Source organism: Salmonella sp. SAL04214, from assembly GCF_046550615.1.
Lineage (GTDB): Bacteria > Pseudomonadota > Gammaproteobacteria > Enterobacterales > Enterobacteriaceae > Salmonella > Salmonella enterica.
The window spans coordinates 70426-83885 of the sequence record NZ_JBGDXT010000013.1; the positions used below are offsets into that span (position 1 = coordinate 70426).

16 protein-coding genes are annotated in these 13460 nt (G+C 51.6%); 6 read left to right on the forward strand and 10 right to left on the reverse strand.

Going from position 1 to position 13460, the window contains the following annotated elements; genetic code table 11:
* Nucleotides 1–36 precede the first annotated feature (36 nt).
* Genes rfaP through rfaQ form a run of 3 tightly spaced genes read right to left on the reverse strand, consistent with a single transcriptional unit; the run spans nucleotide 37 to nucleotide 3018 of the window.
* The gene (gene rfaP / locus ACLJQD_RS19535) at nucleotides 37–834 is read right to left on the reverse strand and encodes a lipopolysaccharide core heptose(I) kinase RfaP (protein WP_000229825.1); all 798 of its coding nucleotides are present in this window, start codon (nucleotides 832–834) and stop codon (nucleotides 37–39) included.
* On the reverse strand, nucleotides 827–1951 hold the full coding sequence (locus tag ACLJQD_RS19540; protein WP_017442017.1) for a glycosyltransferase family 4 protein: 1125 nt from the start codon (nucleotides 1949–1951) through the stop codon (nucleotides 827–829). Before ACLJQD_RS19540 ends, rfaP begins: the two co-directional genes overlap by 8 nt.
* On the reverse strand, nucleotides 1948–3018 hold the full coding sequence (rfaQ, locus tag ACLJQD_RS19545; RefSeq protein ID WP_001521713.1) for a lipopolysaccharide core heptosyltransferase RfaQ: 1071 nt from the start codon (nucleotides 3016–3018) through the stop codon (nucleotides 1948–1950). The genes ACLJQD_RS19540 and rfaQ overlap by 4 nt, the downstream gene beginning before the upstream one ends.
* Nucleotides 3019–3426: 408 nt before the next feature.
* On the opposite strand from rfaQ, the gene waaA reads away from it, so the two are divergent.
* Nucleotides 3427–4704 (forward strand): lipid IV(A) 3-deoxy-D-manno-octulosonic acid transferase, encoded by a 1278-nt coding sequence (waaA, locus tag ACLJQD_RS19550; protein WP_017442018.1) that lies wholly within the window; start codon nucleotides 3427–3429, stop codon nucleotides 4702–4704.
* 8 nt (nucleotides 4705–4712) lie between these two features.
* Nucleotides 4713–5192 (forward strand): pantetheine-phosphate adenylyltransferase, encoded by a 480-nt coding sequence (coaD, locus tag ACLJQD_RS19555; protein ID WP_001171884.1) that lies wholly within the window; start codon nucleotides 4713–4715, stop codon nucleotides 5190–5192.
* A 27-nt stretch (nucleotides 5193–5219) separates the two neighbouring features.
* On the opposite strand, the gene mutM is transcribed toward coaD, so the two are convergent.
* The 4 genes from mutM to radC all read right to left on the reverse strand — a co-directional run bounded on the left by mutM (nucleotide 5220) and on the right by radC (nucleotide 7434).
* Entirely contained in the window at nucleotides 5220–6029 is an 810-nt protein-coding gene (gene mutM / locus ACLJQD_RS19560; protein WP_001114515.1) for a bifunctional DNA-formamidopyrimidine glycosylase/DNA-(apurinic or apyrimidinic site) lyase, read from the reverse strand.
* 97 nt (nucleotides 6030–6126) lie between these two features.
* Nucleotides 6127–6294 (reverse strand): 50S ribosomal protein L33, encoded by a 168-nt coding sequence (gene rpmG / locus ACLJQD_RS19565; protein WP_001051798.1) that lies wholly within the window; start codon nucleotides 6292–6294, stop codon nucleotides 6127–6129.
* Between the two features lie 20 nt (nucleotides 6295–6314).
* Entirely contained in the window at nucleotides 6315–6551 is a 237-nt protein-coding gene (rpmB, locus tag ACLJQD_RS19570) for a 50S ribosomal protein L28 (RefSeq protein ID WP_001519051.1), read from the reverse strand.
* 217 nt (nucleotides 6552–6768) lie between these two features.
* Nucleotides 6769–7434, reverse strand: coding sequence for a RadC family protein (radC, locus tag ACLJQD_RS19575; RefSeq protein ID WP_000380129.1), 666 nt, complete (start codon nucleotides 7432–7434; stop codon nucleotides 6769–6771).
* A gap of 175 nt (nucleotides 7435–7609) precedes the next feature.
* Between radC and coaBC the strand changes: the two genes are divergently transcribed.
* From coaBC to slmA, 3 genes are all read left to right on the forward strand, one after another.
* A complete protein-coding gene (gene coaBC / locus ACLJQD_RS19580) occupies nucleotides 7610–8830 on the forward strand; it encodes a bifunctional phosphopantothenoylcysteine decarboxylase/phosphopantothenate--cysteine ligase CoaBC (protein ID WP_000050176.1) in 1221 nt (406 codons plus the stop codon).
* The gene (dut, locus tag ACLJQD_RS19585) at nucleotides 8808–9266 is read left to right on the forward strand and encodes a dUTP diphosphatase (protein WP_000976078.1); all 459 of its coding nucleotides are present in this window, start codon (nucleotides 8808–8810) and stop codon (nucleotides 9264–9266) included. The genes coaBC and dut overlap by 23 nt, the downstream gene beginning before the upstream one ends.
* 107 nt (nucleotides 9267–9373) lie before the next feature.
* A complete protein-coding gene (gene slmA, locus ACLJQD_RS19590) occupies nucleotides 9374–9970 on the forward strand; it encodes a nucleoid occlusion factor SlmA (RefSeq protein ID WP_000818607.1) in 597 nt (198 codons plus the stop codon).
* A gap of 77 nt (nucleotides 9971–10047) precedes the next feature.
* Here the strand turns inward: slmA and pyrE are convergent, their stop codons facing one another.
* Both pyrE and rph read right to left on the reverse strand, forming a co-directional pair.
* On the reverse strand, nucleotides 10048–10689 hold the full coding sequence (gene pyrE / locus ACLJQD_RS19595; RefSeq protein ID WP_000806167.1) for an orotate phosphoribosyltransferase: 642 nt from the start codon (nucleotides 10687–10689) through the stop codon (nucleotides 10048–10050).
* A 78-nt stretch (nucleotides 10690–10767) separates the two neighbouring features.
* The gene (gene rph, locus ACLJQD_RS19600; RefSeq protein ID WP_001247078.1) at nucleotides 10768–11484 is read right to left on the reverse strand and encodes a ribonuclease PH; all 717 of its coding nucleotides are present in this window, start codon (nucleotides 11482–11484) and stop codon (nucleotides 10768–10770) included.
* A gap of 125 nt (nucleotides 11485–11609) precedes the next feature.
* On the opposite strand from rph, the gene ACLJQD_RS19605 reads away from it, so the two are divergent.
* Nucleotides 11610–12473 (forward strand): YicC/YloC family endoribonuclease, encoded by an 864-nt coding sequence (locus ACLJQD_RS19605; RefSeq protein ID WP_000621352.1) that lies wholly within the window; start codon nucleotides 11610–11612, stop codon nucleotides 12471–12473.
* 49 nt (nucleotides 12474–12522) lie between these two features.
* Here ACLJQD_RS19605 and ACLJQD_RS19610 read toward each other — a convergent pair whose 3' ends face one another.
* Nucleotides 12523–13425 carry a LysR family transcriptional regulator gene (locus tag ACLJQD_RS19610; RefSeq protein WP_017442019.1) on the reverse strand — a complete coding sequence of 301 codons (903 nt, stop codon included), beginning with the start codon at nucleotides 13423–13425 and terminating at the stop codon, nucleotides 12523–12525.
* Nucleotides 13426–13460: the final 35 nt, after the last annotated feature.

Here is a 13460-nt window from a genome sequence, read left to right on the forward strand (position 1 = left end):
CTCATAAATTACTCACTGAGTGCATAATTATTATAATTACAGATTTTTTCTTATTGTTCTTTCTTTAATTCGAGCGGCTTTAACATCTGCCTGATGAATCAACCCCGATTCTTTTTGCAAAATCTCTCGCAGGGGGAGAGAGAAATACTCACGCATAAACCGGAATATATCTCGCTGAGTCAGGCCAATATTCATTGAAGAAAAATAAAGCCCAATTAAATCTTTGTCACGCCAGCGAAGGGGAACGTGCTGGCGTATCTGCGCGCGATGCAGGTCGATTACGGAGATTTTTAAATCCTCTTCGCGACCAGTGAAAGGTAAATGCAGAAGAAAGTGGCAAATATAACAGTCGCGATGGTTAATTCCCCCGGCGTGCATTTTACGTACCATAGTCGCAACACGCTTAATGATCATCCACTTCACCTGCGCGTCCGGTGGATTAACAGCCCAGTCAGCACAGTAGTCTTCAAGGCTAATGGTAGGCGTTAAATCTTCGGTGATAATAAATGATGTTCTGGTTAGCGGGTTTACGCCTTTTTCACCAAAACCAACGCCGTGCATCGTATCAACGCCCAGCTCATGTAGACGATGAATGGCGTGCCATTCTCTGTCAGCGCCCAGAACAGGCATACGTAACGAAATCAGGTTCTTCACAATTTCTTTCAGCGAAGTGCCTTTATGCCACTTCAGGAAGTAGCTTTTACCGTCCAGCTCAAACCGCAATGTTCGACGCGTCTCCAGCTCTCTGAACACTTCGCCCTGTAACGTTTTTACTTCCTCAAAAGCATCTTTACCGCGCCATAGTGTGGTTAACGGCGCTTTCAGCTCAACCATCTAAATCACCTGTAATAATATCCGCGGCCTTCTCCGGTAAGCTGTATAAATCCTGGGTATCAGCATAATACCGCGCATTTTCAGCCCAGGCGTTGCGTAAGGAAGGCTGTGTCAGCGCTTTGAGTAAAACCTCATTTAGCGCATCCTGGCGGAATGGTTCAGTCATCGCTTCGCCACAGTTTGCATCCACAATATAATGTGCATAACCGCACACCGCGGTTGTCAGCACCGGCAAACCAGCAATAATGGCTTCCAGCAAAACAATACCAGCAGCTTCCTGATAGGCTGGATGCAGTAAAAGGTCGGCTGCCGCCATTAACTCCGCGATATCATTACGTCCGGAGAAAAAATGCACATTCGTGCCGACGCCGCTTCTTTCAGCCAGTGCTGCAAACTTCTTCGGCTTATCCTGCCCGACAACATAGAGCACCGTATTTTGCCGTAAAGATTCGGGTAGCGATGCCAGCGCTTCAATAGAGCGATCCACACCTTTACGGGTAAAGTCAGACCCTACTTGCAACAGTAATTTTTGCTGTTCTGAGATACCATTTTTCTGACGATAAATTTGACGACTGTTTGGGATCTGTTGGCTATATTTTCTGTCCGGGTAAATCCCCGGAGGAAGAATATGGAAACGCTCCGCTTCAGTCTGATAATGTTTTTGGAAGTCAGCAATCTGCTTATTCGTCAGCATTAATAGTTGTGTCGGCTTGCCGTGTTCAAACGTGGCGCGTTCAAAAGCAGCATAATGCCGATAGCGTGATGTCAGGCGATAGAAAAATCCTTTTTCCTGTGCGACTTTTTCGGCGTAACACACGTCTGCGGCGTAATACACATCAAGGCCCGGCATCTTATTGAATCCAACCACCCGATCGACAGGGTGGTCGCGCAAATGGTGTTGCACCCAGGCATAATATTCTGCGTTACGACCGTGGTTCGTCCGGGATTTAACCGGCACGCGGATTAATTCAAAGTTATCCGGGCATTCCCCTTCCCATGACTGAGTATAAACACGAACCTGATGCCCTCGCGCCGCCACGGTTTGGGCAATGCGCATAAAATCACGCTGCAGACCGCCAAAAGGAAAATATTTATATAAGCAAAAGGCAACTCTCATAGCAGGCTGTCCAAATCTATGGTGCGTGCCTCATGCGGCAGCATTTTTTCCGTCGCGGCGATAACATCTTCAGCTGGAATCACGGAAAGGTATTTTTTATTACGATCAAGCTCATGCCGTTCAGGCATCGGCTGATAATTGCCTGCCCAAAACTGAATGATGTCGTCGGTCCAGGGACGCCAGAACACATGATCCGTCGCGCCGAAAAGGCAAATGACCGGCGTTTTGACTGCTGCGGCAATATGACCAGGGGCCGAATCAACGCCGATAAAGAGATCCGCATGGTCAATCAACGCGCCCAATTCAGGAAAGCGAGTTTTACCCGCCAGACCAGTAACCGGTTTTGTCTCACAGCCGCGTGCAATAGCATCCACGCAGGCCATCTCGTCTGCGGCCGGGCCTGACGTCAGTACAACTTGATAACCGCGGCGCTGCACGGCATCAATAACCTGCGAGAATTTATCATTATCCCAGCACTTAAATAGCTGCCGTGCCGTAGGCTGAATAACAACATATTGTCGGGCCACACCAAGTTGTTTGAGCTGTTGTCGCATGTTTTCCCAATGTTCCGGGCGATAGCTCATGGTGGTTTCCGTGACATACTGTTTTAGCGCTAACGGCTTTAGCGCGGATAATGTGCGCTCAACAGCATGTTCTCCCGCATAAGGTACTAAATGCGTAAAGCTTTTTTTCCATAAAGCAGACTGACGATTACCGAAATCCTGCGAGATTTTTATTTTTGCGTTTAAAAAACGCACAATAAGCGCCACGCTCCACTGATCGGTGAGATTGACGACCAGATCATACGAGTTAGCACGCAATTTTTTGATTAGCGATAGCGCGTTTTTGATCTTCTCTTTTGTTCCTGCGCCTTTGTTACTGATGCCGTAGAGTGCATTAATCTCCGGATTTTCCGACAATATCGGTATGGTGTTCTGGTAAAGAAGCACATCGATTTTTGCATCGGGATAATTCTGCTTCAGCGTGCTGATGACAGGAGTGGTAAGTAACATGTCTCCATGAAAACGCATTTTTATAATCAGAATTCTTCGAAATGGCTTTTCCACAAGCGACTCTTTGGTTGAAATTGTCCGGATAAATAAGCAGAAAAAAGCACGCTACCGCCCCAGGCTTCACAGCAACCCGATGGCTAATACCGCACTCATTTTAGATGCGCTAGTGTAACACTTCTTTCGCAGCAATCCGATACGAATAATTTTTATACACAATCATTTTTTTAATCATAAATTCAAAGAGATATTAATTTATCCCTCTCTTGTGAATGGTCATTCCCATTGTCTGGGGCGACAAGGGCGGCAAATTTCAATGGATTACGTAAAAATGCAAAAATAATGGGGTTCAGCGCCTGGAATCCTCGCTTCTGAGCCAATTTGGCGCAAAAATGGGAAAAGTAATGGTAAAGCCCAGGCTAAATACATAGAATCCCCAGCACATCCATAAGTCAGCTATTTACTATGCTCGAATTGCTTTACACCGCTCTTCTCTACCTTATTCAGCCTCTGATCTGGATACGGCTTTGGGTGCGTGGACGTAAAGCGCCGGCCTATCGTAAACGCTGGGGTGAACGCTACGGATTCTACCGCCGTCCGTTGAAACCGGGCGGAATCATGCTGCATTCCGTCTCGGTGGGCGAAACTCTGGCGGCCATCCCATTGGTCCGCGCTCTACGTCATCGCTATCCCGATCTGCCTATTACCGTAACGACCATGACGCCGACCGGCTCGGAGCGCGTCCAGTCCGCCTTTGGCAACGATGTTCAGCACGTTTACTTGCCTTATGATTTGCCCGATGCGCTCAATCGTTTCCTCAATGAGATTGATCCTAAGCTGGTATTGATCATGGAGACTGAGCTCTGGCCAAATCTGATTGCTGCGCTGCACAAACGTCATATTCCGCTGGTTATCGCTAATGCGCGGCTTTCCGCCCGCTCCGCCGCGGGTTATGCGAAGCTTGGCAAGTTTGTCCGTACGCTCTTGCGCCGTATCACCCTGATTGCCGCGCAAAACGAAGAAGATGGCGAACGCTTTGTGACATTGGGCGCGAAGAACAATCAGGTCACGGTCACCGGCAGTCTGAAATTTGATATTTCAGTTACGCCGCAGTTGGCGGCTAAAGCCGTTACGCTACGCCGCCAGTGGGCGCCGCACCGTCCGGTCTGGATTGCCACTAGCACCCACGATGGCGAAGAGAGTATCGTTATCGCCGCTCACCAGGCGTTATTACATCAATTCCCGAATTTATTACTGATTCTGGTGCCCCGCCATCCGGAGCGTTTCCCGGATGCTATCAATCTTGTGCGTCAGGCAGGGTTAAGCTACATCACTCGCTCTTCGGGCGAAGTACCGTCCGCCAGCACCCAGGTCGTGGTAGGCGATACTATGGGCGAATTAATGTTGCTCTATGGCATTGCCGATCTCGCCTTTGTTGGTGGTTCGCTGGTTGAACGCGGCGGTCATAACCCGCTGGAGGCCGCCGCTCATGCGATTCCGGTACTGATGGGTCCGCATACCTTTAACTTTAAAGATATTTGCGCCCGTCTGGATCAGGCGAGCGGACTTATCACAATTACCGATGCGGCTACGCTGGCAAAAGAAGTTTCCTCTTTACTGACCGACGCTGATTATCGTAATTTCTACGGACGTCACGCAGTTGAAGTGCTGTATCAAAATCAGGGCGCGCTCCAGCGTCTGCTGCAACTGCTGGAGCCTTATCTGCCACCGAAAACGCATTGAGGGCTGTCATGCAAAAACGGGCGATTTATCCAGGCACGTTTGATCCGATTACTAACGGTCATCTCGATATTGTGACGCGCGCAACGCAGATGTTCGACCATGTCATTCTGGCCATCGCCGCCAGCCCCGGCAAGAAACCCATGTTCACCCTGGACGAACGCGTGGCGCTGGCGCAAAAAGCGACCGCACACCTGGGTAACGTAGAGGTGGTGGGCTTTAGCGACCTGATGGCCAATTTCGCCCGCGACAGACAGGCGAATATCCTGATTCGTGGTCTGCGCGCGGTGGCGGATTTTGAATATGAAATGCAGTTGGCGCATATGAATCGCCATCTGATGCCGCAACTGGAAAGCGTTTTCCTGATGCCGTCCAAAGAGTGGTCGTTTATTTCATCGTCGCTGGTCAAAGAAGTGGCGCGCCATCAGGGCGATGTGACCCACTTTCTGCCGGACAATGTGCATCAGGCGCTAATGGATAAGTTGAAATAAGTTTCCTTCCTTGCCGGGCCTGGCGTTTTACTTCTGACAGTGACGGCAATAGAACGTCGCACGCTGTGCGTGTTTCGTTGCGACTATCGGCGTACCGCATACCCGACACGGCTCGCCTTTGCGCCCGTACACCTGCAACTCCTGCGCAAAATAGCCCGGTTTCCCATCGCTTTGCAGAAAATCCTTCAGCGTTGTGCCGCCTTGTTCAATAGAGCGCAGCAAAACGGCTTTAATCACCCGTGCCAGCAGATCGCACTCCTCTGTCGAGAGTGACGACGCCAGGCGGTCAGGGTGAATACCAGCGGCAAACAGCGACTCGCTGGCGTAGATATTCCCCACGCCGACCACCAGCTTGTTATCCATCAGCCAGGGTTTAATCGCCGTCTTCTTCTTCGCGCATTTCTGCTGCAAATATTCGCCATTAAACTCATCGCTTAGCGGCTCCGGTCCCAGATGCGCCAGTACGTTATGCCCTTCCAGCTCTTTGGTCCATAACCAGGCGCCAAAGCGGCGAGGATCGGTATAACGTAGAATTTTGCCATTGCTCATCACCAAATCGACATGGTCGTGCTTTTCCGCCGGCAGCGCTTCCGACAGTATCCGCAAGCTTCCCGACATCCCCAGGTGAATAATTATCCAGCCGTCAGGCAGCTCCAGCAGTAAATATTTAGCACGACGCTGAACGCTAAGGACGGGTGTATCGCTCAGACGATAAATTTCGTCTGAAACCGGCCAGCGCAGACGGCCGTTACGGATATGGGCGTGCAGGATAGTAGCGCCAACTAAATGGGGTTCAATACCCCGGCGGCTGGTTTCAACTTCGGGTAATTCAGGCATAACGTCTCCGGCTGTGTGGCAGGTCTCATTAATATGGGGACGGCCAGAAAACAAAAAACCCCGCCGAAGCGAGGTTTTTGTTACATCAAAGCGAGAATTATTTGATTTTCGCTTCTTTGTAGATCACGTGCTGACGGACAACTGGATCGAATTTTTTCAGTTCCAGTTTTTCCGGCTTAGTACGTTTGTTCTTCGTAGTGGTATAGAAGTGACCAGTACCAGCAGAAGAAACCAGCTTGATTTTCTCACGAATACCTTTAGCCATGATTTATTTCCTCTTAGTACTTAGTACTTTTCGCCACGGGCACGCAGTTCAGACAGAACTGTTTCGATGCCTTTTTTATCGATGATACGCATACCTTTAGCAGATACACGCAGGGTGACAAAACGCTTCTCGCTCTCAACCCAGAAACGGTGAGAGTGCAGGTTAGGCAGGAAACGGCGTTTAGTCGCGTTCAGTGCGTGGGAACGGTTGTTACCGGTCACCGGACGCTTGCCAGTAACTTGGCAGACTCGGGACATGTCTATTCTCCAAAAATCAAATTAGCTCGAGCTTCGTATGGGGTATCGGCGCCTCGTCAGGCTTTACAGCCTGGTCATCGCGCAGTTCTATTGAACTCTCGATTGCCAGGCCCAAATGCCAAACCCGAGATTCTCAAAGGTGGCGTAGTATACGCTGACCCGGCGATATGCTCAAGTCCCGAACAGACAAAGATCCCGATGGATCGCGCAAAGAATCTTAAATCCAGCCGCGTTCGGCAAAAGAAACGTACTCTCCGCGCCCAATTATCAGGTGATCGAGCACCCGGATATCCATAAACTGGCAACACTTTATCACGCGCTCAGTGATAAGTTTATCTGCTTTACTTGGCTCTGCGCAGCCTGAAGGGTGATTATGCGCCAGAATGACCGCTGAAGCATTGAGTTTAATCGCTTCCCGAACAATCTCACGCGGATGCACCTCTACGTGGTTAAGCGTGCCGGAAAACAGGCGGCTGTGCTGAAGCACCCGGTGCTGGGCATCGAGGAAGATCACCAGAAAGATCTCACGCTCTTCGCCCGTCAGTTGGCTTTGCAGAAATTCCCGCGTCATTTCCGGACTCAGCAACGCACTTTCCTCATTCATGCGCACGCTGTAATAGCGCCTTGCCAGCTCAGCAATGCCTTTCAACTGCGCGAATTTCGCCAGGCCGATGCCGTTTACGCCGCGAAACTGCGCAAAGTCCGCCGACAGCAGGCCATACAGCGACCCAAAGTGCTGCAATATCTCTTTTGCCAACGTCATAACATCTTTTCCCGGCGTGCCGGTACGTAAAAAAAGCGCCAGCAACTCCACGTCGCTGAGGGAAGCAATGCCGGATCTGAGCATTTTTTCACGCGGTAATAATTCGTCCAACGTATCCATACGCGCACCTCCTTTTTTAAGGAAGCGGCATAGTGGCACAGCCTTTGGGAGAGATCGACGCCCCGATTTTGTTCTTGCGTAGCGCCTCGCAAAGTGGAGCGCAGGCAAAGACACGACGCCGTAGAGATTGTGATAAAATAGCCGCCTTTCAAAGTCACCCAACAGGAAAGACATGATGAGCCTGGCCGGTAAAAAAATTGTTCTCGGCGTTAGCGGCGGTATCGCTGCGTATAAAACGCCGGAGCTGGTGCGCCGTTTACGTGAGCGCGGCGCTGACGTGCGCGTGGCAATGACCGAGGCGGCAAAAGCCTTTATTACCCCCCTGAGCTTACAGGCAGTGTCGGGCTATCCCGTATCCGACAGTCTGCTTGACCCTGCCGCCGAAGCCGCGATGGGGCATATCGAGTTGGGGAAATGGGCCGACCTGGTGATTCTTGCCCCCGCGACCGCCGATCTGATCGCCCGTGTAGCATCGGGTATGGCTAATGATTTAGTCTCCACCATCTGCCTGGCGACGCCAGCCCCGGTGGCCGTTCTTCCGGCCATGAACCAACAGATGTACCGCGCTGCCGCCACGCAACATAATCTGGAGGTGCTCGCCTCTCGCGGCCTGTTCATTTGGGGGCCGGATAGCGGCAGTCAGGCGTGCGGCGACGTAGGCCCAGGCCGAATGCTGGACCCATTAGTTATCGTTGATAAGGCCGCCGCGCATTTCGCTGCCGTCAACGATTTGCGACATCTTAATATCATGATTACGGCAGGTCCGACGCGCGAACCGCTCGACCCGGTGCGTTATATTTCCAACCACAGCTCCGGTAAAATGGGCTTCGCTATTGCGGCGGCCGCAGCGCGTCGCGGCGCAAATGTCACGCTGGTCTCCGGTCCCGTTTCGTTACCGACGCCGCCTTTTGTAAAACGGGTTGATGTCATAACCGCGCTGGACATGGAAGCCGCTGTTCAGGCCGCCGTTCAACAGCAGCACATTTTCATTAGCTGCGCCGCCGTGGCTGACTATCGCGCAGAGACTATCGCCAGTGAAAAAATCAAAAAACAGGCGGCGCAAGGTGATGAATTACTAATAAAAATGGTCAAAAACCCGGACATTGTCGCCGGGGTGGCCGCACTCAGTGACAATCGACCCTATGTTGTTGGGTTTGCCGCGGAAACGAATAATGTGGAAGAATACGCCCGGCAAAAACGTATCCGTAAGAACCTTGACCTGATTTGTGCAAATGATGTTTCTCTTTCAAATCAGGGATTTAATAGCGATAAAAACGCTTTACACCTTTTCTGGCAGGATGGAGATAAAGTCTTACCGCTTGAGCGGAAAGAACTCCTGGGCCAATTATTACTCGACGAGATCGTGACCCGTTATGATGAAAAAAATCGACGTTAAGATTCTGGACCCGCGTGTTGGTCAGCAGTTTCCGCTGCCGACTTATGCTACTTCTGGTTCTGCCGGGCTTGACCTGCGCGCCTGTCTCGACGACGCCGTAGAACTGGCGCCTGGCGCAACGACGTTGGTGCCTACCGGATTGGCCATTCATATCGCCGATCCATCACTGGCGGCAGTCATGTTGCCGCGTTCTGGCCTGGGCCATAAACATGGTATCGTGCTGGGCAACCTGGTCGGGCTGATTGATTCCGATTATCAGGGGCAACTGATGGTTTCGATCTGGAACCGTGGTCAGGACAGTTTTACCATTGAACCGGGCGAACGTATCGCGCAAATGGTGTTTGTTCCGGTCGTTCAGGCCGAATTTAATCTGGTGGAAGCATTTGACGCCACCGAACGTGGCGAGGGCGGCTTCGGTCATTCTGGCCGTAAGTAAATTTTACGCATCCCCATAACGTCATAATACTGCCGCAAGCGCTGAGTTTGCGGTTATAGCGTGGGTGCTCGCCTGGCAAGTGCTTATTTTCAGGGGTATTTTGTAACATGGCAGAAAAACAAACTGCGAAAAGGAATCGTCGCGAAGAAATACTTCAGTCACTGGCGCTGATGCTTGAATCCAGCGATGGAAGCCAACGCATCACGACGGCAAAACTGGCGGCCTCGGTCGGCGTTTCCGAAGCGGCGTTATACCGCCATTTTCCCAGCAAGACCCGCATGTTCGATAGCCTGATTGAGTTTATCGAAGATAGTCTGATTACCCGTATCAATCTGATTTTAAAAGATGAAAAAAACACCAGCACGCGTTTGCGCCTGATTGTGTTGCTGATTCTGGGTTTTGGCGAACGCAACCCTGGCCTGACGCGCATTCTTACCGGGCACGCGCTGATGTTTGAACAGGATCGCCTGCAGGGGCGCATTAATCAGCTTTTTGAACGCATCGAAGCGCAGCTCCGCCAGGTGCTACGAGAAAAAAGAATGCGTGAAGGCGAAGGCTACACGACGGATGAAAATCTGCTGGCAAGCCAGCTGTTAGCCTTCTGTGAAGGTATGCTTTCACGGTTCGTGCGTAGCGAATTTAAATACCGCCCAACGGACGATTTCGACGCCCGCTGGCCGCTCATTGCCGCTCAGCTACAGTAACGCTGACTGGATAGTGGCTCACGCCTTATCCAGGCGACAGAAACATAAGCCCGGTAAAGCGCCACCGGGCAATTCGCTTACACGCCAAATTCTTCCCGGTATGCTCGCACAGCCGCCAGATGCTCAGCCATATCAGGTTTTTCTTCCAGATAGGCAATCAGGTCTTTCAGCGTAATGATGGAGATAACCTTACAACCATAGTCGCGCTCCACTTCCTGAATCGCGGAAATCTCGCCGCGGCCACGTTCCTGACGATCCAGCGAAATCAGTACGCCAGCCAGCGTAGCCCCGTGCGCCTGAATAATCTCCATCGACTCGCGAATCGCCGTACCTGCGGTAATCACGTCATCCACCAGCATCACGCGGCCCTGTAGCGCGCTGCCCACCAGACTCCCGCCTTCGCCATGATCTTTTGCCTCTTTGCGGTTAAAGCAGTACGGCAGGTCTTTATCGTGATGTTCCGCCAGCGCAACCGCCGTCGTCGTCGCGATCGGAATACCTTTGTACGCGGGGCCAAACAGCAGATCAAATTCAATACCGGAATCCACCAGCGCTTCGGCATAAAAACGGCCTAACAACGCCAGGTCGCGCCCGGTATTAAACAGCCCGGCGTTGAAGAAATAGGGGCTTTTGCGCCCGGATTTCAGCGTAAACTCGCCAAACTTTAGTACCTGCTTGTTAAGCGCAAACTCAATAAACTGGCGCTGATACGGTTTCATGGATTCGCTCCTTTTCTTACTTTCATCATTTACGAAATTTACGGACAAAAAAAAGGCGACTTTTCAGTCGCCTTAAAATCAATTTTCTAACGCCGCCTTCTGCGTCGCCACAATGGATTCAATTCCCCCTCGGGCCAGCGCCAACAAAGTGAGAAGTTCTTCATGGCTGAACGGCTCGCCTTCCGCGGTACCCTGTACTTCAATAATGCGGCCGTCTTCAGTCATCACGACGTTCATGTCGGTTTCTGCGGCGGAATCTTCAACATATTCCAGATCGCAGATCGCTTCGCCGTTAACGATGCCTACGGAAACCGCCGCCACCATGCCTTTCATCGGATTGGTTTTCAGCTTACCGTTGGCAACCAATTTATTCAGCGCATCCGCCAACGCCACGCAGGCACCGGTAATAGACGCTGTACGCGTACCGCCATCGGCCTGGATTACATCGCAGTCCAGCGTAATGGTAAATTCGCCGAGCGTTTTCAGATCGACCGCCGCACGCAGCGCACGCGCGATCAAACGCTGAATTTCCATAGTACGACCGCCCTGCTTACCCTTTGCCGCTTCGCGCGCGTTACGGGTATGGGTAGCGCGAGGCAACATGCCATACTCTGCGGTGATCCACCCCTGGCCTTGTCCTTTCAGAAAACGTGGGACGCCTTCTTCAATGGAGGCGGTGCACAACACTTTGGTATCTCCAAATTCGACCAGTACCGAGCCTTCAGCGTGTTTTGTATAGTTACGGGTCAGGGTTACGGGACGCACCTGATTAGCGCTACGGCCTGCTGGACGCATATTGAGATCTCCGGCTTAAAACGAATGTGGCTGCGCATTATACGGACTTCCGATGGTTATTCCTATCCTGACAAGGCCTGGATAGCTATAATCCCCTCATCTCTCCTTTAAAAACGGGAACATCTATGATCCGCAGTATGACCGCCTACGCCCGGCGTGAAATCAAGGGTGAATGGGGTAGCGCGACCTGGGAAATGCGCTCGGTAAACCAGCGTTATCTGGAAACTTACTTTCGTCTGCCGGAACAGTTCCGTAGTCTTGAACCCGTCGTGCGCGAACGCATTCGTACACGCCTGACGCGTGGCAAAGTCGAATGTATGCTGCGTTTTGAACCCGATGCCAGCGCGCAAGGCGAGCTTATTCTGAATGAAAAGCTAGCGAAACAATTAGTTAGCGCCGCAAACTGGGTCAAAATGCAGAGCGACGAAGGGGAAATCAATCCGGTTGATATTTTGCGCTGGCCAGGTGTCATGGCGGCGCAAGAGCAGGATCTGGACGCGATTGCCGCAGAAATTTTAGCCGCACTGGACGGTACGCTGGATGACTTTATCGTCGCGCGCGAAACGGAAGGCCAGGCGCTGAAAGCGCTGATTGAACAACGTCTGGAAGGCGTCAGCGCCGAAGTAGCGAAAGTCCGCGCGCATATGCCGGAAATCCTGCAATGGCAGCGTGAACGCCTGGTCGCGAAGCTGGAAGATGCTCAGGTTCAGTTGGAAAACAACCGTCTGGAGCAAGAGCTGGTGATGATGGCGCAACGCATTGATGTGGCGGAAGAGCTGGATCGTCTGGAAGCGCACGTCAAAGAGACTTACAACATTCTGAAGAAAAAAGAGGCGGTAGGTCGCCGTCTGGACTTCATGATGCAAGAATTTAACCGTGAGTCGAACACCCTGGCCTCCAAATCCATCAACGCTGATGTAACTAACTCCGCTATTGAATTAAAAGTGTTGATCGAGCAAATGCGCGAGCAAATCCAGAATATTGAATAATTCTGGCGCTCAATATGTCACAGAGCCCGCCTTATGCGGGCTCTCGCGTTTATCGGTAGTACGTTTTTAATTTCCGGCGAATAGCGTCGATAAGGCGTCGCTTCCACTCTACCGTCGAAGCCCGATACTGCATAAAAATAGCGCCTTCCGCCTGCTCCCCGGCAAGCGGCAGGACAAAAAGACCGCGCTTATCGGATAAATTTTCATACCAGGGGCGCGGTACAATCGCCATTAGCGGCGCCGACTGGACAGCAGGCGCAAGTTGACTGTAATCATGACAAACAAACGCCAGCGGACGTTCAAACCCGGCACGAGCCTGCTGCCTGTCCAGTTCGTTGTTCTCTTTTGTCCACGGCAAACAGTAAATGTGCTGATAATGCTGTAGATCAGCAAAATTCAACTCTGCGGCATTCTCCAGACGTGAACGCAATGGCGCACCATAAACCGCAATCAAACGCGTAGTCCCCACCCGCTCGTAATGCAGAGCGCTGACCTGCTTTTGATGGTCGCCAATTGCCAGCACCAAATCAACCGAGCTATCCAACAGTTCATCACGCCAGGGTCGGCGGGCAAAAGGAAGGCACTCGATCACCGCCTGATGAAGATGACCTTTCTCTGCGAGAACGGGCGTAAGCAGCGCGTTCAATGCGGGAGGAAGTACCACCCGGAAACAACGGGAGCCGTTCTCTTTATCGCCAAACAGCTCCTCATTAAGCGAAACAAACACAGGCGCCAATTTGTCACGCAGCGCCTGCGCATAAGGCGTAGCAATCTGGCGGTTCCCTTCCCGTCGAAACAACGGATCGTTTAGCGCATCGCGCAATCTCATTAACGCATGACTTACCGCAGAAGGCGACAAAGCCAGCTTTTGCGCCGTTTTCCCCGTAGAGCTCGTCTCCAGCAGCACATACAGTACTTTTAACAGGTTCATATCCATTTGCAGCAAGTTCATTAAACGTCTCTCTTATTGAACCTGGCTAAATTACT